Annotated in this window: 20 protein-coding genes and 1 pseudogene; 12 read left to right on the forward strand and 9 right to left on the reverse strand. The window is 67.5% G+C overall.

Features of this window, described 5'->3' with window-relative positions; genetic code table 11:
• Nucleotides 1–103: 103 nt before the first annotated feature.
• Nucleotides 104–517, reverse strand: coding sequence for a site-specific integrase (locus HPY32_RS39980; protein WP_156674421.1), 414 nt, complete (start codon nucleotides 515–517; stop codon nucleotides 104–106).
• Nucleotides 518–1,545: 1,028 nt separating this feature from the next.
• Here HPY32_RS39980 and HPY32_RS39985 point away from each other — a divergent pair.
• From HPY32_RS39985 to HPY32_RS45955, 3 genes are all read left to right on the forward strand, one after another.
• The gene (locus tag HPY32_RS39985) at nucleotides 1,546–2,772 is read left to right on the forward strand and encodes an FAD-dependent oxidoreductase (RefSeq protein WP_067587506.1); all 1,227 of its coding nucleotides are present in this window, start codon (nucleotides 1,546–1,548) and stop codon (nucleotides 2,770–2,772) included.
• Between the two features lie 154 nt (nucleotides 2,773–2,926).
• Entirely contained in the window at nucleotides 2,927–3,232 is a 306-nt protein-coding gene (locus tag HPY32_RS39990) for a GAF domain-containing protein (RefSeq protein ID WP_156674420.1), read from the forward strand.
• Between the two features lie 579 nt (nucleotides 3,233–3,811).
• Nucleotides 3,812–3,946, forward strand: coding sequence for a hypothetical protein (locus tag HPY32_RS45955; RefSeq protein ID WP_267466421.1), 135 nt, complete (start codon nucleotides 3,812–3,814; stop codon nucleotides 3,944–3,946).
• Nucleotides 3,947–4,279: 333 nt separating this feature from the next.
• Here the strand turns inward: HPY32_RS45955 and HPY32_RS39995 are convergent, their stop codons facing one another.
• Nucleotides 4,280–4,837: a GGDEF domain-containing protein gene (locus tag HPY32_RS39995; RefSeq protein WP_067587500.1), complete on the reverse strand. Its 558-nt coding sequence runs from the start codon at nucleotides 4,835–4,837 to the stop codon at nucleotides 4,280–4,282.
• 390 nt (nucleotides 4,838–5,227) lie between these two features.
• Here HPY32_RS39995 and HPY32_RS40000 point away from each other — a divergent pair, with 390 nt between their 5' ends.
• The 5 genes from HPY32_RS40000 to HPY32_RS46380 are packed head-to-tail and all read left to right on the forward strand — an operon-like array spanning nucleotide 5,228 to nucleotide 11,907.
• Complete coding sequence (locus HPY32_RS40000; protein ID WP_067595719.1) at nucleotides 5,228–6,559, forward strand: purine-cytosine permease family protein; 1,332 nt, start codon at nucleotides 5,228–5,230, stop codon at nucleotides 6,557–6,559.
• Between the two features lie 48 nt (nucleotides 6,560–6,607).
• On the forward strand, nucleotides 6,608–8,173 hold the full coding sequence (locus HPY32_RS40005; protein ID WP_067587497.1) for a hydantoinase/oxoprolinase N-terminal domain-containing protein: 1,566 nt from the start codon (nucleotides 6,608–6,610) through the stop codon (nucleotides 8,171–8,173).
• Nucleotides 8,163–9,257, forward strand: a complete 1,095-nt coding sequence (locus HPY32_RS40010) for an S-methyl thiohydantoin desulfurase family protein (RefSeq protein WP_067587493.1) — start codon at nucleotides 8,163–8,165, stop codon at nucleotides 9,255–9,257. Before HPY32_RS40005 ends, HPY32_RS40010 begins: the two co-directional genes overlap by 11 nt.
• Entirely contained in the window at nucleotides 9,254–10,339 is a 1,086-nt protein-coding gene (locus HPY32_RS40015; RefSeq protein WP_067587490.1) for an S-methyl thiohydantoin desulfurase family protein, read from the forward strand. The genes HPY32_RS40010 and HPY32_RS40015 overlap by 4 nt, the downstream gene beginning before the upstream one ends.
• Nucleotides 10,336–11,907: a helix-turn-helix domain-containing protein gene (locus HPY32_RS46380; RefSeq protein WP_067587487.1), complete on the forward strand. Its 1,572-nt coding sequence runs from the start codon at nucleotides 10,336–10,338 to the stop codon at nucleotides 11,905–11,907. The genes HPY32_RS40015 and HPY32_RS46380 overlap by 4 nt, the downstream gene beginning before the upstream one ends.
• A gap of 1 nt (nucleotide 11,908) precedes the next feature.
• On the opposite strand, the gene HPY32_RS40025 is transcribed toward HPY32_RS46380, so the two are convergent.
• Nucleotides 11,909–13,447 carry an MFS transporter gene (locus HPY32_RS40025; protein WP_231951615.1) on the reverse strand — a complete coding sequence of 513 codons (1,539 nt, stop codon included), beginning with the start codon at nucleotides 13,445–13,447 and terminating at the stop codon, nucleotides 11,909–11,911.
• A 160-nt stretch (nucleotides 13,448–13,607) separates the two neighbouring features.
• On the opposite strand from HPY32_RS40025, the gene HPY32_RS40030 reads away from it, so the two are divergent.
• Complete coding sequence (locus HPY32_RS40030) at nucleotides 13,608–14,282, forward strand: TetR/AcrR family transcriptional regulator (RefSeq protein WP_156674419.1); 675 nt, start codon at nucleotides 13,608–13,610, stop codon at nucleotides 14,280–14,282.
• A 125-nt stretch (nucleotides 14,283–14,407) separates the two neighbouring features.
• On the opposite strand, the gene HPY32_RS40035 is transcribed toward HPY32_RS40030, so the two are convergent.
• Nucleotides 14,408–15,070, reverse strand: a complete 663-nt coding sequence (locus HPY32_RS40035) for a lysophospholipid acyltransferase family protein (protein WP_067587478.1) — start codon at nucleotides 15,068–15,070, stop codon at nucleotides 14,408–14,410.
• A 220-nt stretch (nucleotides 15,071–15,290) separates the two neighbouring features.
• On the opposite strand from HPY32_RS40035, the gene HPY32_RS45370 reads away from it, so the two are divergent.
• Both HPY32_RS45370 and HPY32_RS40045 read left to right on the forward strand, forming a co-directional pair.
• Nucleotides 15,291–15,611 (forward strand): TetR-like C-terminal domain-containing protein, encoded by a 321-nt coding sequence (locus HPY32_RS45370; protein WP_269456532.1) that lies wholly within the window; start codon nucleotides 15,291–15,293, stop codon nucleotides 15,609–15,611.
• 92 nt (nucleotides 15,612–15,703) lie between these two features.
• Entirely contained in the window at nucleotides 15,704–15,847 is a 144-nt protein-coding gene (locus HPY32_RS40045) for a hypothetical protein (protein ID WP_156674418.1), read from the forward strand.
• Nucleotides 15,848–15,855: 8 nt separating this feature from the next.
• Here HPY32_RS40045 and HPY32_RS40050 read toward each other — a convergent pair whose 3' ends face one another.
• The 4 genes and pseudogenes from HPY32_RS40050 to HPY32_RS45375 form a co-directional block, all read right to left on the reverse strand.
• Nucleotides 15,856–17,076 carry a vWA domain-containing protein gene (locus tag HPY32_RS40050; RefSeq protein ID WP_067587472.1) on the reverse strand — a complete coding sequence of 407 codons (1,221 nt, stop codon included), beginning with the start codon at nucleotides 17,074–17,076 and terminating at the stop codon, nucleotides 15,856–15,858.
• Nucleotides 17,073–18,314 carry an AAA family ATPase gene (locus HPY32_RS40055; RefSeq protein WP_067587469.1) on the reverse strand — a complete coding sequence of 414 codons (1,242 nt, stop codon included), beginning with the start codon at nucleotides 18,312–18,314 and terminating at the stop codon, nucleotides 17,073–17,075. Before HPY32_RS40055 ends, HPY32_RS40050 begins: the two co-directional genes overlap by 4 nt.
• A gap of 269 nt (nucleotides 18,315–18,583) precedes the next feature.
• The gene (locus HPY32_RS46885) at nucleotides 18,584–19,417 is read right to left on the reverse strand and encodes a hypothetical protein (protein ID WP_309247574.1); all 834 of its coding nucleotides are present in this window, start codon (nucleotides 19,415–19,417) and stop codon (nucleotides 18,584–18,586) included.
• A gap of 669 nt (nucleotides 19,418–20,086) precedes the next feature.
• Nucleotides 20,087–20,368 (reverse strand): annotated as a pseudogene (locus HPY32_RS45375) (VOC family protein); the annotation flags it as partial.
• A gap of 89 nt (nucleotides 20,369–20,457) precedes the next feature.
• Here HPY32_RS45375 and HPY32_RS40070 point away from each other — a divergent pair.
• Nucleotides 20,458–21,060: a short chain dehydrogenase gene (locus HPY32_RS40070; RefSeq protein WP_067587466.1), complete on the forward strand. Its 603-nt coding sequence runs from the start codon at nucleotides 20,458–20,460 to the stop codon at nucleotides 21,058–21,060.
• On the opposite strand, the gene HPY32_RS40075 is transcribed toward HPY32_RS40070, so the two are convergent.
• A complete protein-coding gene (locus HPY32_RS40075) occupies nucleotides 21,057–21,227 on the reverse strand; it encodes a hypothetical protein (protein ID WP_156674417.1) in 171 nt (56 codons plus the stop codon). The two genes, HPY32_RS40070 and HPY32_RS40075, sit on opposite strands and share 4 nt — an antisense overlap.
• Nucleotides 21,228–21,337 lie beyond the last annotated feature (110 nt).

Raw genomic sequence — 21,337 nt, forward strand, 5'->3', positions numbered from 1 at the left:
CGGAGGCAAGAGGCCGCCGCGCTGCTCGTACGGGGGGATGGGGCTGGCCTGTCAGCACGGCGAGGGCTTCGGCGACCTCGAAGTAGGCCGTCGAGTTCGACACTCAGGGCCCCGCGCGGCGGCATGCTGTTTCGATGTGGAGCCCGACCAGCAGCGAGTCAAGTTCTACGTCATCGCCCGTGGTAGAGGCGACGTGGCCGATCTGGAGGACTTGGTCGTGGGTGAGTGCGTGCCGAGGGCTCAGTTGGCGCCGCGGCTTGGCGACCTGGCGTGCGGGATTGTCGATCGGGATCCCGTCGCGTTGGGCGTTGGTGTAGATCGATCGAAAAGCGGCGATCAGATGCTCCGCGGCGGCACGTCCACCTCGTGAGTTGCGTCGGACGACGGCACGGCTACGGTGCAGTTTGACCAGTTCATCGATCTCGGTTGCGGTGGGCTCGTTGAGATACCTTTCGCCCCAGTCATTTTCGATTACGCGCCAGTACGAGTCGTAACTGCTGATGGTCGGGCGCGACATGGACTTTCTCAGCTTGCCGAGGGCACAGAGGCCAGACCGAGGTCCTCGGGCTGAAGCTCGAGTTTGGCGGCGATGAGCCGAACCGCAGCGTTGAGGTCATCGCTCATGATTGCCTACCTTCCACATCCCCGGCCGGAAGTTGCAGGTAGCCAGCCCCGTTCAACGCCCGACGGCCGTGCTCGTCGCAGCGGACGAGTATGGCGGACTCATCAGAGGTGAACGACACCCGCTGTCGCGGACCCCATTCCAGCGACCGCAACTCCAGCGACCGCAACGCGGAACGATCCGACACTCGCCGATGATCGTCGAGTCGCGCCGTCGCACAGTGAATTCGACCCACAGGCGAGGGCTTCGCAGCCTCCGGAAACGCAAACGGAATGCCAGTGAACCGGATCGGCTTCTCAGTTACCTGAAAAAGGCCGCCAAAGTCGATAACCGCCGAGGTCCGCGGCACGTCTGCGCCATGGTCCGGTCCCCCGATCCGGCCATGCGCTCCGGCTGATTCCCCTCGGGCTCTGTCAGTTGCCGGTGGGGCGGCTCCGTCGATTGCCGATAACCCATGTGTTTACTCCCCTCCGTCCTCACCCGCGGCAGAGCAATGGGCAAGGGCCCGGCCGGTGCTCGAGGGACCGCTTTCGACTCTCCGATCTCAACTCAGCGGCCGGAATGCACGGCGACCAAGACTCCGAGGTCGACAAGGCTCGCCGTTCGACTTTCCGATGTGTGAGCACAGCGGCATGTGTTGACCTGCAACCGCGTTCGCTCAGTTCTAACAGTGCCGGATCAAGCCAAGCTGATACTGTGATCACTAATCCCTCAGCCGGACGGATCCACTCGGGCACCCGATGCTACGCCAGCCAGTCGCATCCGGCAGCGGACCCACCCTAGAGTCGGCATACCCCTATGTCAATGAGTGTTCCATTGGCACGCAACGGTTTTCGGTAGGCGAGCTTCCCCGCTACCGTATGCGTGTTGGAGGCTACCGTAGTCATGTCCGGGGGTAGCCGGGACGGGAGAGGTGACCTGGGATGCTGAGCGAGGAACCGTGTGTGGTCGTCGGCGCGGGCCCGGTGGGGTTGACCGCCGCGCTGGCATTGCGGCGGTGGGGGGTGCCGGTCCTGCTGGTCGAGGCGGAGCCGCAGCAGCGGGTGCGGCCGGGGAGTCGTGCAATAGGGATCGCCCCGCCCGTGTTGGGGCGCTACAACACGATCATGCCGGGCTTGGGTGACACGATCTCCCGCACGGGTATTCCGATGCGGAGCGGCCACACGTTCTACGAAGGTCGGCGGGTATTCCGTACCCCGAACCCGAAAGTGGGGCCGTTTCACGTCTTCGGCACGAACCTGCCACAGCGCATGGTCGAGGAAATCCTACTGAAAGAAGCTGTGGCACAAGGCGTTCAGTTCAGGTGGGACACGCCGGTTACAGCTGTCGAGACCAGCGGAACCGGTGTCCGAGTGGAATTGGCGACGGGAGAGGCAATCACCACTCCGTATGTCATCGGCGCCGATGGCGCGCGGTCGGTGGTGCGGACGGCGATCGGCGCGACGCTGGAAGGAGTTACCGACGAAACGCCGTTCGTGATCGCCGATGTCGACGAACACCCCGACGGTACGACACCGGCCATGCCTGCCGCCTTCCACTATCGCCATCCCGGCCTGCTCGGCCGCAATGTGTTGTTGTTACCGTTCGCGACCGGTCTGCGTCTGGATCTGGAATGCCTGCCCGGCGACGATGTGGAGTACCTGTCCAGCCCTGACGGTGTGCGCGAATGGGTCTCCATGATCGTGGACCCCTGGCACGCCGAGCCCGAGCATGTCCAGTGGGTGTCGGTGTACAAGTTCCGGCAAAGCGTCGCCAGCGCCTACACCGATCCGCATCGCCGAGTCCTGCTGGCGGGCGAAGCCGCACATGTGTTCGCGCCGTGGGGTGCCCGTGGCTTGAACTCCGGGGTGTTCGACGCCAGCGACGCCGCCGAAGCGATCCACATCGCCTTACGCAGTACCGATTCCGAGCACGCACGCCAGGTGATCGATCGCTGCGCGGTCCGGCGCCGGGCCTGGGGGCTGCACAACCGAGATATCTCCGGACGGGGCCTGCGGATCCTGCGCGGCAGCGACCCGGCGATGCGACGGGGTCGGGCGTTCGCCGCCCGCGTCGCACCCTACTTCCCTCCCGCGGGAATGTGGCTGGCCAACGGCCCTATCAAGATCCCCGTTCCCCGACGACGGTACGGGCGTTGGGGCTCGTACTGATCGAAGACACAGCAGCTTGCCCCTAATCGGTCTCGCCGGGCCTGGCCAGGGATGTCGATTCCGGCCTGTGGCCGATTCGACCGCGGTGTCCAATCGGGATGTAAGGGACAAGTGCCACGGCCTAAACCTACTGAGAATGGCTAAAGGTTGGGTCTTGGTTGCGACACTGCCGGAGAGCGAACCTCGCATCATGGCGATCGGGCGGGAGCCGCGGCCGCTGTCGCCCTTCAAGCGGTTGTGGGGCGCGACACGAGAGCCGATCCTCGCGACGTACACATCGAAAGAGCCGTACCACAAGGTTTCTCGCGGTACGCGGGTGATCGCGGAACCATTTCTCACGCCCCAGGACATCGTGACCGGGGTGCAGGTGTGGGCGGGGAAGCCCGAGGACGCGCCACCGGATCGGTTGCCGGCCGGTGCGTGGGTGTGGGACATCCATCCCGAGGACATCGAAAACTAGCCGATCGTTCCGCGCTTGTCTCCACCAGTAGCGTCCAGGCATATATCGCTGGGTAAAAGCTCGCGACTTGTCTCACTCGGTCTCCTGCTTCCCGCTGCCACTGAGGGGTTCTCGCCTGCACGGCGACGGCCACCACCACCGCGGTGATGCATAGGGAGCAGATGTATCGAACGAGACCGGGCTGGAGCGTTTTCCGCCACACAGATATCCAGACTGCGGGGACACCTCGTGGAGTCCGTCCCGCAGGCGACGTTGCGGTGCCCGAATGTCGCACAGCAGCGCTGCGCAGCGGCACGCAGGGTCTCGTGGTTCAGCATCGTGGACACGACCCCTCCTTCTTGAAGGCATCCAGGTGGCCGCCGTGCACTGGATGCTCGCGCGACGAGGCGGTGAGGTGATGCGGCGTGGGCTGTAACTGGATCATTCGGCCGAGCCGCGCATGGCACGGTCTACCGGCGATACGGTCTGCGCAGCAACGGTTTTCGGTACCGCCGAGGCCCGAGGGCGAACGCGATGGATAGTAAATCGTCTGCAGCGCGGGGTATTACGATCAACTGACCAGATCACCTGATCAGCCGGATGGAGAGGGCCGGACTGCTCGAGGGGGATTGCAGTGTTGCGACTTTTATCGAGGATTTCGCGCGGCTGCGGGGACGGCCGATCGCGCTGGTGGAGTTCGCCCGCCTGCACACCACCATCCACTGGAGAGGATGATTGATTGCCATGCCCGTGACCGAGGTCGAACGCAAACGCGAACTCCCCCGCCCCACCGCGCTGCGGCAGCGCCTATAGCGCCGGGCACGTCATCGCCAACAGGAAACTAATGTGCACCTGTCCGGCGCAGACCAAGCCGAAGCCGCCGCAGTTCTCCTCGAGGCAATCGGCATGATCGAACTCGCGCGTGTCGACAAGACCCGAACCGTGTTCCGCCACCCTCATCACAGTGACACGATCTCGTTATGACAAGCCACTGCGATCTGCCGCGTTGACACCGCGGAATGTTCTCGAGTCATCAGCCCTGGGAGATCAGGATGGGTGCCGGTGGGATCACCCCACATGCAAAGCGTAAGGCCGCACCATCTGATCAAACATCCACTCCTGCCCGTCCCCCTCGATACAACTCTGCGCCCGCCCATTACGCTTGGCGGCCAGCAGAGCGGAATCCGCAGCCAGCAACAACCCCTCCAGCCGCGCAGCACCCTCCCGCGACGCCAGCCCCACCGATACCGAAAGACCAGTCAGTACAGTCTCCCCGTCCCGAGCGCTCACGGTCCGCAGCCGCGCCGAGTTCAAGTGGCCGTTGAGGTTTCGGGCCACCGCGAGGGCGGCGTCGGCCGTGGTGGCGGGCATGAGGACCAGGAACTCGTCGCCCCCGTAGCGCGCAACCAGGTCGGTGGGCCGGGTTACCGAGCGCAGGATCGCCGCGACCTGGCGTAGGGCGTCGTCTCCGGCGAGATGCCCATGTTCATCGTTGATCAGCTTGAATCGATCGAGGTCCGCGATGAGCAGCGTGACCGGCTTCCGCCGTGCCGTCGCCGCGGCCAGCGCCTGGTCCGCGCGGTGGTGCCAGGTCGGCCGGTCGAGCAGGCCGGTCAGCCAGTCCAAACCCTGGTGGCCTACCGGTGTTCCGCAGGTGGGGCAGCAGGGAAATGCGCCGTGATCACCCCCCGCGTGACGTGTACGACGGCCGCGAAGCAGTTCCATGAACACGCTGTTCCCCCTTCTCGATCGATGCGCACCTCCTACAGATGTCCAGACGGTAGATATTCGATCGCCAACCGTCCACGTGCGGACTGCACAGATGGACGTCGCCGATCGAGCGGCTGGCACACCTCGACAAGAACAGTCGAACCGTGTTGACACCATACGGGATTCGTTTCCGGGCGACGTGCACAGGTCCCCCTCGCCGATTGTGCCGATCGCACATGGGGTGCGCGGGCGCTCCCCAGTAGCATGCGAATCCCGCTACGCTGCAACGGAAAGCAGAAGGATCCGATGACCGCCCCGCTCGGGCACGACGACTACGCATTGTCCCGCGTCCCGAAATCGGCGCGCTACCCATGGCTTTCGATGGCCACCCAGCGATTCGGCCAGATCTCGGGGCTCAGCCAGTTCCTGCTCGGCGCCACGCTGGGCTTCGGCCTGCCGTTCTGGCAGGCGTTTCTCGCGTTCACGCTGGGTGCGGTGGTGCTGGAGCTGGTCTCCATCGCGGTCGGCATCATCGGCCAGCGGGAGGGGCTGTCCACCTCGGTGCTCAGCCGCTGGACCGGGTTCGGCCGGGGCGGTGCGGCGGTGGTGGGGCTGGTCATCGGGCTGAGCGTGACCGGCTGGTTCGGCCTGCAGTCGCAGCTGGCGGGCAAGAGCCTGGCCGCGATCCTCGGGGGCCTGCCGGTGTGGGGCTGGTCGATGCTGTTCGGCCTGCTGGTCACCGTGATCGTGACCTACGGGTTCCGCTGGATGGCCTGGACCGCCTATCTCACCGTGCCCGCCTTCTTCATCCTGGCCGGTGTGTCGGTGGTGATCGAGCTGAGCCGCCACGACCTGGGGCACCTGCTGAGCGACGCCCCGCCGGGGCCGCACCTGAGCCTGGTCCAGGCCGTCACCCTGGTCGCCGGGCAGTTCATGGTCGGGGCCGTGATCACCCCGGACATGACCCGTTTCAATCGGTCGCCCGCGGACGTGGTGAAACAGACCATCGTCGGAATAACGCTGGGCGAGTGGGTGATCGGCTCGGTCGGGGTGCTGCTCGCCCACGCCCTGCGGACCAAGGACGTCACCACGATCGTCACCTCGTCGACGGGATGGGTGGGCGTGCTGGTGATCGTCGCCGCCGCGGTCAAGGTCAACGACTGGAATCTGTACGTGTCGTCGCTGGGTCTGACGAATTTCGTGCAGACGGTCTCGGGCTACCGGGTGCATCGCGCGTGGGTGTCCATCGTGGCCGGGGTGGTGGGCAGCGCGCTGGGCGCGGCCGGAATCCTGTCCCGCTACACCGATTTCCTCAATCTGCTGGCGGTGGCGTTCCCGCCGATTCCCGCGATCATGATCGCCGAGTACTTCGTGGCCCGCCGCTGGCGGCCGCAACTCGCCGCGGCGGGCGCCGATCTCCCCCGGACCGCACCGCTGTGGGTGCCCGCCACCGTGGTGATCTGGCTGCTGGCTTCGCTGTTCGGCAAGTACGTGACGGTCGGTCTGCCCAGCGTGAACGCGCTGGTGGCCGCGTTCGTGCTCTACGTCGCCGCGGACCGGATCGGGCTGCTGCGCGGGTTCGGCAGCTACGACACCGAATCGGCCGTGGCCAATGCGGCTCCGCAGCAAAGGGTTTGACCCGTCATCGAGGTGACCCCGACCGGTCTCCTCCCGTAGGGTGATCACATGCGCATTGGCATCGACGTCGGCGGAACCAACACCGACGCGGTTCTGATGGACGGCGCGCAGGTCGTCTCCACCGTCAAGACGCCCACCACCGACGACGTCACGTCCGGAATCATGACCGCGCTCGGCGAGCTCGAGCGCAACTCCGGCGTGGCCCCGTCGCGGGTGCGGGCGGTGATGATCGGGACGACGCATTTCATCAACGCCCTGGTCGAGGCGAACCGCCTCGCGCCGACCGCGGCCCTGCGGCTGGGCTTGCCGGCGACCGCCGCGCTGCCGCCCATGGTGGACTGGCCGGAGTCGCTGGTGCAGGCCATCGCGGGCCGCCCGTATCTGTGCCACGGCGGATTCGAATACGACGGCCAGACCATCTCGGACCTGAACGAATCCGAAATCCGGTCCGCCGCACGCGACATGCTCGAGCGCGGCATGCGCAGCGTCGCGATCTCCTCGGTGTTCTCACCGGTCAGCGCGGAGCACGAGACGCGGGCGGCCGAGATCTTCGCCGCGGAGGCGCCCGGCATGGCGGTCAGTCTCTCGCACGAGATCGGGCGGCTCGGGCTGCTGCAGCGGGAGAACGCCACCATCATCAATGCCGCGCTCGCCGAGATGGCGACGCAGATCGTGGACGGGCTGGCCGACGCGGTGCGCGGCGCGGGCATCGACGCGCCGCTGTATCTGAGCCAGAACGACGGCACCCTGATGGAGATCCACTACGCCAGAAAGTATCCGGTCGCGACCTTCGCCTCCGGCCCGACCAACTCCATGCGCGGCGCGGCGTTCCTGTCCGGGCTCGCCGACTGCGTGGTGGTCGACGTGGGCGGCACGACCACGGATGTCGGTGTGCTGCAACGCGGTTTCCCGCGCGAGGCGGCGACCGAGGTGACCGTCGCCGGGGTGCGCACCAACTTCCGGATGCCCGACGTGATCTCCATCGGGCTCGGCGGCGGTTCGCTGGTGCGCGAGTTCGGTTCCCAGGGCATCGATGTCGGCCCCGACAGCGTCGGCTACCGGCTCACCGGGCAGGCCCTGGTCTTCGGCGGCGATGTGCTCACCGCGACCGACATCGGCGTGGCCGCCGGCGTGCTCGACATCGGCGACGCCGGGCGGGTCCGGCACCTGTCCGGCGATTTCGTGAAGCGGGCGCTGGGCAGTATCGAGGCGAAGATCAGCGAGGTGATCGACCGCATGCGGACCTCCCGCGAACTGCCGCCGGTCGTGGTGGTCGGCGGCGGCGAATTCCTGGTGCCGGACACCCTCGTCGGTGTCGACGGCGTGCACCGCACCGAGCACTATGCCGTCGCCAACGCGATCGGCGCGGCCATCGCCCAGATCGGAGGTGAGGTGGACCGTATCTATCCGCTGGAACCGGGGCGTCGCGACGCCGTGCTGGACGCCGCCAAACAGGAGGCCGTCGATCGCGCGGTCGCCGGTGGCGCCGACCCCGATCGGGTGGAGATCGTCGACGTCGACGAGGTCCCGATCGCCTACCTGCCCGGAAACGCCACCCGCATCAGGGTCAAGGCGGTGGGCGACCTGCTACTGACGAGCCGCCGTGGGAACTGAGCTGAAGGCGGAGGACCTCCCCGACCTCGCCCGCGGCGCCGCGCTGCTGGGCACGGGCGGCGGGGGCGATCCCTACCTGGGACGGATGCTGGTGCAGCAGGAGTACCTGCGCGGGCGCACGGTCGAACTGGTGGACCCGGACGAGATCGCCGACGACGCGCTCGTGATCCCCACCGCCGGAATGGGTGCGCCGACGGTGCGGATCGAGAAGCTGCCGCGCGGCACCGAGGCCGCGCTCGCGCTACGCACCCTGGAGCGGCACCTCGGCCGCCGTGCCGACGCCACCATGCCCATCGAGTGCGGCGGTTCCAATTCGATGGTCCCGCTGCTGGTCGGCGCGCAGCTCGGGCTGCCGGTCGTGGACGCGGACGGCATGGGCCGCGCGTTCCCCGAACTCCAGATGCTGACCTTCGCCGTGTACGGAATTCCCGGCTCGCCCATGGCATTCAGCGGCAGCCACGACGAGCACGGCATCATCGACACCGGCGCCGACAATCACCGGCTGGAGCGGATCGCGCGCGGCGTGACGGTCCGGCTCGGCGGCACGGCCAACATCGCGCACTATTCGATGACCGGAGCGGACGTGCGGCGCACGGCCATTCGCCACACCCTCACCCTGTCGCTGCGGGTGGGCCGGTGCCTGCGCGAGAGCCGGGAGCGGCACCGCGATCCGCTGCAGGCGCTGACCGCGTTGTTCAAGGAGACGATCTACGGTTACGCGGCACCGGTTTTCACCGGCCGGATCTTCGATGTGGAACGCCGCACGGTCGGTGGTTTCGCCCGCGGCCGGGCGCTGATCCGATCGTTCGCCGACCGGTCGGTGCTGGAGCTGTCGTTCCAGAACGAGCATCTGCTCGCCCGCGTCGACGGCCGGGTGCGGGTCGTGGTGCCCGACCTGATCACGGTGCTCAATGCCGAGACCGCCGAGCCGATCACCACCGAGGCATTGCGTTTCGGCCAGCGGGTGACCATCTACGCGATCTCCGCGCCGCCGATCATGCGCACATCCGCCGCCCTGGCCGTGTTCGGGCCGCGCGCGTTCGGGTTCGATCTCGACTTCGAGCCGGTCGAGGAACTCGCGTGACCGCGAAACTCGGTGCCGCGGACGTGGATTCGTTGCAGCGCGGGGCGAGCCTGCTCGGTTCGGGCGGCGGCGGCGACGCGCATCTGAGCGGGCTGTGGCTGAGCAAGGAGCTGGCCACCGGCGACGCGGTCCCCGTGATCGGCATCGACGAGCTCGACCGGGGCTGGGTGCTGGTGATGTGCGCGTTCGGGTCGACCGCGTCGGTGGCCATCGAGAAGCTGCCCGCGGGAGAGGAATTGCGCCGCTGCGTCGCCACCGCCGAGCAGCAGCTCGGTGCCGTCGTCGACGCCATCGGCGTGGTCGAGATCGGCGGCAGCAATGCGCTGATCCCGTTCATCGCGGCCGCCCAGACCGGAAAACCGGTGGTGGACGGCGATCTGATGGGCCGGGCGTTCTCCCGGCTGGACCAGACGGTCGTGCCCGCCGACGAGCTCACCGGCACCTGGGTGACCGCCGAGGCGCGCGGTGCGGCCGTCATCGTCGACGGGGTCGACGCCCGCATCGCCGAGCGCGTGATGCGGGGCGCGCTCACCGGCCTGGGCGGGTGGGCCGTCCTGGCGTATCCGCCGATTCCCGCGCGCATGTTTCGGCGAGTCGCGTTGCCCGGCACGGTCACCGACGCCCTCACCCTCGGCCATCGGCACCGGGCCGGGGTCGGCGCGGGCGACGACGGCGACGCGCTGGCGGAGCGGCTGGGCGGCGACTTCCTCGGCCAGGGCACGGTTCTGGAGGTCTACCGGTACGAGGGCGGCACCTTCGCCAGCGGCAGCGTGGCGGTGCGGGCCGTGGACGGGCGGCACGTGCTGCGGGTGGAAATGCAGAACGAGTACTCGATGGTGCTGCGGGACGGCGAGGTGGTCGCCACGACCCCGGACATCATCTGCCTGCTCGACGCGCACAGCCTGCGGCCGATCCAGACCGGCCAGGTGCGGCGCGGCCACGAGGTGATGATCCTGACCCTGCCGGTGCCCGACCGCCTGTGGGACCCGGACCTGCTGCCGCGGTTCGGTCCGCGCGCCCACGGCATGGACGCCGACCCCGTCCGGCGCTATGCGGACCGATCGAGGAGGCGCACGCGGTGAAGCAAACCCCCGGTCTCGTGTCGCTGCGTCAGCTCGTCGCCCATCCCGTGCTGGCGGGGGCGCGCGCGGTCGGCGGCCCGGTCGTGGATACCGCGGTGCGCCGGGTGTGCGTGCGGTCCGGCGTCGACGCGTCCGGGCTCGGCGACGGCGATCTGATCGTGGTTGCCGGGCTTACGGATTCGACCGGGTGGCAGGTGGAGGCCGGTATCCGCCGGTGCGCGCTGGCCGGTGTCGCGGGCCTGGTGCTGCCGGGCGGTCCGCACGGCCCGCTCGCCACCAGTGTGCTGCTGGCCGAGCGGCTGGGCCTGCCGCTGGTGCTGCTGCCGGAGACGGCCAGCCCGCACGAGGCGGCGCTGCGCCTGGCGCAACTGGTGTCCACTCCCGAGGTGGTGCGGTCCGAGCATGTGCTCGACTTCCTGCGCCGGATCCCCGGGCGCGCGGAGAGCCTGGGCTCGGTGATCAAGGCCGCCGCGGAGGTGCTGCAGGCTCCGGTCAGCGCCCTGAGCCCGGACGGCGATCTCGTGCACGGCGATCACTCGCCCGCGGAGTTCCGGCGCGACCTGGCGTTGCCGCAGGTGGTGGTGGAGGGCGAGACCACCTTCGTCATCCATCCGGTCCGAACCGGTTCCGCGCCACTGTGGCTCGCCACCGCGCTGACGCGCCCGGCGCAGGCGCTGGTCGAGAGCGCGCAGGCGGTGCTGGCCGCGGCGGAGCCGTGGGTGCTGGCCTGGCTCGCGACCCAGCGCCTGGACGCCGAACGCGACGCCCGCGCCCGCACCACGCTGCTGTCGGACCTGTTGCGATTGCGGGAGGAGGCGGGCCCGGTGCCCAGGCATCGAGCCGCCGTGCTGGGCTGGCGGCTCGACGGCTGGCACATGGGGATCTACATTCGCCGACTCAACGAGTCGCCCTACGACAATCTCGGCGACCGCGACGAAATGCTGCGGGCGCTCGGCGACACCGGCATCAACGGGCCCCTGGTCGAACAGTCCGACGGCTGGGTCACCTGGCACACCACGAAGGACGATCCGTCCCCGCAGGAGGTCGACGACCTGCTGGGTTCGATCCGAAAGGCGTTGGCGCGACTCGGCTCCCGCCTCGAGATCGCGGCGGGCGTCGGCCGCGGCCATCCGGGCATCGGCGGCCTCGGCCGCACCGTCGACGAGGCGCGCGAGGCGGCGCTGTCCATCGACCCGACCACCATGGACACCACCCAGGACATCGGCACCCGGATCGCGCACATCGACACCCTGGGCGTGGGCCGCCTGGTCCGCGCCTGGACCCGCTCCCGCTCGGCCCGCGCCCTCGCCACCACCCTGCTCGCTCCCCTGTCCGATCAGGAACTGCTCCTGACCACCCTGGATGTCTACCTCGAACACGAATCCTCGGTGGTAGCGACCGCCGCCGCCCTCGGCCTGCATCGAAACACCGTGGCGGACAGGATCGCCCGGACCCAGCGCATGCTCGGGGTCAATCTGCGCGACCCGGACGACCGGTTGGCGGTCGAGCTGGCCTGCCGGACCCTGCGGCCCAAAGTGCGCAGGGCACAGCAGGAGTCGATCGTGTGATCTAGTCGGCCGCCTGCGGTTTGTCCGCTGGTAGCCAGAACCACGCGACGACGACCGCTATCGCCGTCAGGGCCGCGATGGTCCAGCACGAGGCGTGGAAGCCGTGGTAGAAGCTGGATTGCGCGGTGTGGAGCAGTCTTTCGGCCAGTTCCGGTTGCCCGGCGCCGGTGTATCGCGCGGACTCCGACAGGGCGTTGCCGATCGAATCCTGGGCTCCGGCCAGGGTTTCGTGCGGTAATGCCGAGCCGATCAGGCGTTGCGTGTACAGCGATTGGAAGAGGCTGCCGACCACGGCGATGCCGAGTGTGCCACCGAGGAGGCGGGTGGCGTCGTTCATCGCCGAGCCGACGCTCGCCTTGGCCGGTGGCACGGCGCGCATGATCGCGTCGGTCGCCGGTACTCCCACCGCGCCCAATCCCAGCCCGACGAGGGCCATTTGAGCGGCCAGCACCGGAGAACTCGTGTCGTCGGCCTCGGCGGTGAACCACACGTACAGGACGGTCAGCACCCCGAGTCCGCTGGTTATCACGATGCGGGAACCCCACTGCACCGCCAGTTTTCCGCCGAGCATCGAGCCGAGCACCATCCCGATCGCGACCGGGGTGAATCGCAGACCGGTCTGAATCGGTGTGTAGTGCTTCAGAAATTGCAGGTACTGCATGCAGAGGAAGGTCAATCCCATCAGCGTGAACGTCGCCGTGGTCATCGCCCCGCACGCCGCCGAGAACCGCGCGTCCCGGAACAGCCGCACATCGAGCATCGGGCTGCGCGCCTTGATCTCACGCACGTACAGGGCAACGAAAAGCGCTGCGGCCGCGAGGAAACCGACGACGACACCGCCGCTGCCCCACCCCAGCCGGGGAGCCTCGATAATGGTGTACACCAGGGTGCCGAATGCCAGGCACGACAGGACCAGGCCGCTCCTGTCCAGATCGGGAGTCTCCGGATCGCGGGAGGTGGGCACCACAGCCGCCGTCGACACCAGCGCCACCAGGCCGACCGGCGCCATGACGAGAAAGATGCTGCCCCACCAGAATTCCTGTAGCAGCACCCCGCCCACGAGTGGGCCGAGAACCATTCCCAGGCCCGAGCACGCGCCCCAGATGCCGATCGCGGCCGCCCGCTCCTTCCGCCCCACGAACACCGTCGTCAGGATCGACAATGTCGTCGGATAGATGAATGCCGCCCCGACGCCCATGACGGCACGCGCCAGAATCAACTGCACCGTCGTGCCGCTGAACGCGCCGAGCCCGGATGCCAGCGTGAACACGGCCAATCCGAATATCAAGGCCCCGCGCCGACCGAACCGATCGCTGAGACTTCCCGCGGCAATCACCAGCGCCGCGAAGACCAGATTGAAAGCATCCGCAACCCATTGCAGCTCACGGGTATTGGCGTGTAACTGCTCCACCAGATCCGGCAAGGCCACGTTCACGATCATGGTGTCCATATTGATCACGATCACGCAGACACACAGAACAGCGAGAACCACCGCCGACGACCGAGCCGACCTGGTCGCCGCATTAACAGTCATATTCATTTTTCGAATTTCTTGTCGTCGATAGCACGAATTACCCACGGGCAGTGCGAGTCCGCCCCATGCCCGCTACGCTACACCATAGTCTACGCCGTATCTAGTGCTTGACCCCTGGTCGTGCCCGGCGGCCGAATGCCGCATCGTGCCAACTAGACTCGGCCGTGTGACCGAGAACAGCAGCCGAGCACGGGGACGGGCCGCTCGCGCCACGACGCCGCGTGGCAGCCTCAACCGTCGCCGCATACTCGACGCGGTGGCCGCGACGGTCGCGAACAAAGGGGTCGACGCCGTCACGATGCGCGGCATCGCCACCGAGCTCGGGGTCGATCCGATGGCGCTCTATCGGCATTTCCGGGACAAGAATTCGCTGCTGGCGGCGTTCGTCGACGACGTGTTCGCGGGTATCGAGGCACCGCGGCAGTCCGGCATCGAAGGCGTGAAAGAGCTTGCCCGCCAATACTATCGAGTCCTGAACGCGCATCCCGGCCTGGTGCACATCGCCCTCGACTACGCGCTCGACAGCCCGCACCAACTGCTGATGGGCGAGCGCATGTACCGGCACATGCTCGATGCCGGATACGACATCGAGACAGCCATCATGCTGTTCAGCGGCCTGCAACGCTTCGTCCTCGGCAGCGCCCTGATGTATCCGAAACGGACCGATCCGAACGATCCCACCGCATGGAATCGTGTCCGAGGACTCTTCCGAGCCCTGGATCCCGAGCAGTTCCCCACCGTCCGCATGGTGAACGAACACATCCCGACGATAAGCCAGGACGAGGTCTTCGACCGCTGGCTCGACCGGATTTTCGACTATCCGGAGAATTCGGCCGGATAACGGGTCCTACCGGCACAACCTGCGCGCAGCGGCGGCGTGTTGATCACTTCGGGTGGATCGCAGGCTGACGGGGAAACGATGACGGCGTAGCCATGCAGGTACGCACGTGGCGCGGGGCCGGTGATTCAGGCCGCTCCAGCCCTGAAAGTGGTTGCGTAGCAATCCACATACGGTCGGCCGGATCGGCGGGAGATGTCGGCCATGAGCTCGTCGGTTGCGCGGCGTACAGCCTGGGGATCGGCGGGTCGGAAGTAGCGTGGGCGGCCGAAGGAGATGCGTACCTTTGCGGGGCGCAGGAAACGGCGGTTACGGGGATTCACACGGTCGGTTCCGGATAGGACTACCGGGATTACGGGGGCGCCGGTTTGCATCGCGACGCGAATGACGCCGGTGCGGCCTCGGTAGATTCGGCCGTCGGGTGAGCGGGTGCCCTCGGGGTGGATGCCCCAGATGCCGCCCCGTTCCAGAATTCGTACCGCCGCCGCCAGCGAATCAGCGCCGGAGCTGCCGCAACTGCGATCGACCGGGACCTGTCCGGTGGCATTCACGACCCAGCGATTGATGCGGCCTCGGAAGCCGCCCCCGGTGAAGTACTCCTGCTTGGCGAGGAAGGTGACCCGCCGCGGCAACACCAGGCACAGATACAGCGAATCCACGACAGCCAGGTGATTGGCCGCGATGATGACCGGACCGGAGGCCGGAACATGCTGCAGCCCTTCCACTCTCGGCCGCCCCAGCAGTCGGAGCACCGGCCCCGCCAACACATGCTTCAGCAACCAGTACCACATGGAGTACCTCCTCCGAACCAACACGTAGACAGTGTCTACCCCATGGGCGTAGGCACTGGGCCTGCGGGCAATCGCCCGGGAAGCCGGAGTTTCGCACGGCGCGCCCCGGCGGTACTTCCCCACCCACAATTCCCTGCTCGCGGCGATCGCCGCCAGTGGCTACGCCGATCTCCGCTCCGAAATCGAAGCGGTACAAGCGGATTCGCCACGACGGCGGCTGATAGCCACGGGCCTGGCCTACGTCGATTTCGCGACCCGCCGCCGCGAGATGTTCACCCTCATGTTCCGTCACGACCTACTCGAAGGCGCGGGCGAAAACCTCCGGGAAACGGTCACCATCCCCCTGTTCCGGCATTGGCGAACCCTCGTCACCGAATGCATCGCCGACCCGACGGGCGCACGGGCACTGAGCCTGTGGACCAACCTGCACGGCATCGCGGTCGTCGTCGCCAACCGCAGCTACGAGGCCATCGCCCCGAGCACCGAGGTACCGGTCCTGGTGGAACGGGCGGTGGCCCAATACCTGGGAACACCGGGCTGAATCGGGGAAAGGGCGGCACCGGCGGCGATCTGCGCGACCGCCGCGCTGGAGAGGTTGACACTGCGCGCAGTGTCTACTCTCCGGGACATTCGATGGCCAAGTACGCGCTCACCGCCCGGCCTGCCGCCGAGAGCGCTCCCGGCATCGTCTGGGCGGCAACGCTTCCGACCGGCGGACTGTTCCGCGCCGGACGGCCCTTCCAATGGGACACGGCCACAACTCATCCCGAATTCTGACCCAGTCGTCACCCGATGTCGACCACCCGCGCCCACGTAGGCGGCCTGTCCGGAACGTAATCCGGATCGTCTTCGCGCCACGAGCGCTCCCGACGGAACAACCCCACCACCGTCCGGCACGGCGGCCGACCGGTCGGCCACGCCGTCCAACCATCCGTCAGCACCACAACCACATCCGGGCGGTGTTGCGCGCGTAGTGCTTTGGCGAAACCCGTGCGCAGATCCGTACCGCCACCGCCTATCAGCGGTATCCCGTCGGCGCGGCACAGCGGATCCACGATCCGCGCCGCGGCGTCGCACGACAGGACGGTGACCAGATCACGGCGACCGCCCACGGCACGGCACACGGCTGCCGTTTCGAGCAGCGCGCTGCCCAGTTCGGCGTCGCTGACCGACCCGGAGGTGTCGATGACCACGCTCACCCGAGGTGGTGTGCGCCGCAGGCTCGGCAGCACGACACCGGGCAGCCCGGGCGACCGCCGTGCGGGTCGACCGTAGGTGTAGTCCTCGCCGACGCCGGGGGCGGAGACCGCCGAGCGAATGGCCGCTCCCAGCAGATCTCGCCAGGGTTGCGGCGGGTGCAATGCCTCCTCCGCCCAGCGTCGCCATCCCCCGGGTGTGTCGCCCGGACGGCCGATAATGCCCTGCGCCACGCGGAATCGGACCGCGTCGCGTTCCTGCTCGCTGAGACCGTCCGCGCCGTCGGGCCCCAACTCCCACTCGCGGTCCAGTCCGTCGGCGCCGCTGCCGCAGTCCAGCCACGCCATATCCTGCGTGTGCTGCCCCAGGCGGAACTGATGCAGGTAGTCCTCCATGAGTTCGCCGTCGGGCAATCCCAGGGTCGCGGGCAGGACCGCGCCCTCGGGCCGAACCAGCCCGTCGCCGTACGCGTCGTCGTTGATTTCGGCGTCCGCGGCGATATTCATCCGCAGCCGTTCCCCCGGTCCGGTCAGGTTGTGCTCGCGGGCGAATCGATCGCTGCGCCCGTGATGGTCGCGCAGCAGATGCGAAACCTCATGCACCAGTACCGAAGCCAGTTCCTCCACGGATGTGCGGTCCACGAACGCGGGCGACACGTAGCACCGCCAGTACCGATCCACGCCCATCGTGGGCACCCGGCGCGACTCGACCAGGTGCAGCGCGTACAGGGCGGTCGCCAGGTACGGCCGGGCACGAACGGCCAGCAGACGGGCGGTGAACAGCTTGTCGAAATCCAGATCCGCCATCATTGCCCCACCTTCGCGGCGACGCGGGCCGCGGCACGATCCGCGTCTCGGGACACCGACACCATACCGGCGAGTTGTTCGATCGATGCCGGTACGGCCCAATTGTCTTGGCGCAGTGTGGCAAGGGTGGTCGCGGGGACGACCACCAGGTCCGGCGCTCCGGTTTCCACGGCCTTCACCAGCAGCGCCCAGGCCGCGTCCCAGCGGGACCTGTCCGGTCGCCGACGAACCGCCGCCACCACGCCGTCGAGCACCGCCTGGCGCAGATCTCCGCGTTCGGGCAGGTCGGCGGCGGCCGGATCGGCGAGCAACGCCTCCGGGTCGGGAAGGTCCATCCGGTCGATGGCGGTCAGCAGTTCGAAGCCCGGACCATCGCCGACGGTCCCCCGGACCAGCAGGGACAGCACATCCCGGCAGGCACCGGCCGCCGTGGCGAAGGCGATCAGTCGCAGCGTCATCTCCCAGCTTCGCGGCGACGGCCAGGCGCCGCCCCGCCGTGCCTCGCTACTGGGCAGCTGATGCACCAGTTTAGGCCGGGCCGCGAGCAGTCCGCACACCGCCCGCCGAGCGAAAGCCACTGCCTCCGAAAACTTTTCGGGATCGAGCGTGGGCAAGGTCGCATGCGGCCAAGTCCCGCCGAGGCCACGCACGACCACGTCATGGTCGTGCGTCCACTGCAGATGCACGAATCGGTTGGCCAACGGCGGACTCAACTCCCAGCCATCGGCCGCCGACGAGCGCGGATTGGCGGCGGCAACAATGCGAACACCGGCAGGCAGCTGCAGCGCCCCGATCCGCCGCTCCAGAACGAGGCGAAGCAGAGCCGCCTGCACGGCGGGCGGCGCGGTCGACAACTCATCCAGAAACAACAGCCCCCGCCCGGCTCGCACGAGCCGAACGGCCCAATCCGGCGGAGCCATCGGAACCCCCTGGGCCGCAGGATCATCTCCGACAACGGGCAGTCCCGAAAAGTCCGACGGCTCATGCACACTCGCAATCACAGTGGTCAACGGAAGCTCCAGAGCCTCGGCAAGCCGAGTCAACGCCGCAGTCTTCCCAATCCCAGGCTCCCCCCACAGAAGCACCGGCAGATCAGCAGCCACAGCCAACGTGAGCGCTTCCAGCTGAATATCCGTGCGCGACTCGGTGGTTGTCTCCCCGAGCAGAGTCAGCAGCTCGTCGGCGATATCGAGTTGGGAGACGCGGGCCGGGGTCGGAAGGCACGGTGTGTTTGCGGGCATATGCGAATCACCTTTGGGTTGAAGAGAATTGGGCGTGAAGGTCACGGGGATCGACGTGGGGTTGGATGGAATGGGTGGTTGTCGGGTCAATGGGAGATCACGTTGCACGGGCCGTCCGTCCCCAGGTCATCGCAAGACCACGTTGCGCGGGTAGTCTCCAAGTCGCCGGGAGAACCACATTGTGCAAATGAACCCAGGCCAACGCGAGACCGCATTGCGCGAATGATCGCCAAGTCAGCGCGAAATCGCATTGCGCGAGTGGTCCCCTGTCAGCGCAAGGTCGCATTGCGCGGGTGTGAGCGGCAATCGTGACGACGAGCGGTGGGAATGGGCGTGGATCTGGTCAGCCCGGATCGGAACAGGCCGTAGGTGATCCGTTGTCGTGCGGAGGCTTCCAGTTCGTCGCGTAGCGCACCGGGGCGCAGTGCTGCGTCGGGGCCGAGTAGGCCCTCGACGATGGCCAGTGCACCGGCGATGTCGCCGTGGCTCAAGCGGTCCTGAACGCCGACAAGGCAATCCGGGTGGCGGTGTGCTTGGTCGATGGCCTGTAGGCAGGGTAGTGGGGTGCCGGTCAGTGCGATCAGTAGTTCCTCCCGCCGGATTTCGGCCGGGTCGTGGTCCAGTGCGGTCAGTACGCCGTTCACCAGCCCGATTCGGTGCTGCTCTCCCCTGCACTCCACCAGGCGTAGCTGGTCTGTTCGGGCTGTGCCGCAAGATGTTTCGGTCGGATAGTCCGGTAGGAGTGCCGAGGCGACCAGTGGATGCAGCCGGTCGGCCGTTATCGCACCGGCGCGGATCAGTTGCAGGTCGGGGAGCATCCAGGTCGCAGCGTCCGGCAGGATCGGCAGCGCGGGCACCCTGCCACGCGGGTATCGGTCCGCGATCCGCAGCACCGGATCGTCTCTGAGCGAACGTAATTCCACAACCATCCGTCGCCGTGCCCCGAATCGCACCAGCAGTGGACCGTCCGGGAGTCCCTCGGCGCGCAGCAGAATCCCCGCCTCGGCCGCCCATCGGTCGATGGCGCAACCTTGCGGCACCATCTTCCGGAGCGCGGAATCCAACGTGCCATCGTCGTCGAATTGCTCTGCGCCGGAACGCATCCGAAGTTCATCAGTCCTGCGCGCATCCCACAGGTGATGGTGGAGGTCGAATCGAAAACGGCGGTTGGGACGGGGATGTGGATGCAGGCTGTTACCGACCCCGGATTCGTCCCAGAGCGCCAAGCTGATCCGCTGACCGGCGTCCGCCCAAGCGGGCGCGGTTCGGACCACAAGGTGCACCGAGCCCGCTCCGGCATGGTATCGAGCCAGCGTCATCGTGAGGCCCGGGCGTAGCAACCCATCGGGAGCAACCCTGGGCATATGCCAGCGCAGCAGATCCGGTGCTAGACAACGCAAATCGGCTCGCACGAGGGCGGCAAGTTCCCGGCCGTGCGTACGCGCCAGCGACCGCAGATCGACATCGACATCGAAACCCGCTGCGGCACATGCCCCGGCCCAGTCCCCGACGCGCCGCCGGACAGTCGCGGTCTCGATCATGGAAGGCGGCACGGCGAATTCACGTACGCGCAGCCAGAGAGAAATTCGGGAATCGTCCCCATTCGCGATGTGATTGTGCATCAGCACTCACCTGGCGCGAACGGGACCCCCAATCTTTGATCGGAATGAGTCATCATCATGTCGATGGTATCGCCTCTCCCCGATCCGGGCCACCCGAGGGTACGAATGGGCGTGTGAGACGTTGGGAGACAATCGGATTCCGCCCACCCAGTCGAGACAGAACTCGTTACCCTCGATGTCCCGCATCACGAGACACGACTCGTTGCCCCCATCGGCAAGCAGTACCCGCACGCGTACCGCGCCGAACACAACCGGTCGCGCGCATTCGGCCTCGAGTACGGCCAAGCGCTCCTCACCCACCGGCCCGGTCCCGACCCGCACGTCGAGATGCACCCGATTCTCGACCACCTTCCCCTCGGGCACGCGTGTGCGGGAGAAGGAGTTTCGTGAGTGAGGAACGTCCTTCTGGTGTCGAACCGGTCCCGGATCCACGGCGATGACGGAATAGGTCCAGCGCGAGTGCGGTTGGCCTGACCCGTGGCCGTGATGCGCCCACCAGCTACAAGACGCGAGGAGTACCCGTGAAAATTGTTGTTATCGGCGCCACCGGAACCATCGGCGCGGCACTTGCGGATGCGCTGGCGGCGGACCATGAGGTCGTGCGGGCCTCCCGGCGCGGGGCGGTCCGGGTCGACCTGGCCGATCCGGCTTCGATCAAGACCCTGTTCGCCACGGTCGACAACATCGACGGGGTGATCGCGGTCGCGGGCAGCGGCCGCCTCACCGAGCTCACCGATCCGTCCGACGACAACTATTTCGTCGGTCCGGACAGCAAATACCTCGGTCAGATCCACTTGGTGCGCCACGCGGCACGTTGTCTCAACAGCGGCGGTTTCGTCACTCTCACCAGCGGTGTCGTGCCACCTACCGAATCGGGTCTGTCGTTCGCCGCGGCGGTCAATACCGGGCTCGACGGATTCGTACCGGCCGCGGCATCCGAGATGCCGCGCGGGATCCGCGTCAATTCGGTGAGCCCGGGCTGGATTTCGGAAACGCTGGAGTCGATGGGACGCGACGGCGCGGCCGGAACCCCGGTGTCCGAGGTGGTCCGCGCCTATGTGGAGCTCGTCGACGGGACGACGAACGGGCGGGTGATCCGCCCGGATCACCTACCTGAGCACTAGCCGTAGAGGCGAATGAAGTCCTGGGTCGGGTCGACCGCGGGCACCGTGTAGCTCGACGAACTCCCGTCGACGTGGGTTTCCTCGACGTAGCGGGCGGGTTCGGCGGGCAGACGGCGCCACCGGGCGCGTGGATCACCGACCTGCTCTCGCTGACTATTCGACGCCATGACGTCCCCCTTCCAGAATCGTGTCACTACATACTACCCGGAGTTACACGCCCGGTGAGGAATGCGCTGCGGCAAAGGCCAAGGCGGGCTGGAGTTTCCAGGATGTTGCT

Source organism: Nocardia terpenica, from assembly GCF_013186535.1.
Taxonomy (GTDB): Bacteria; Actinomycetota; Actinomycetes; order Mycobacteriales; family Mycobacteriaceae; genus Nocardia; species Nocardia terpenica.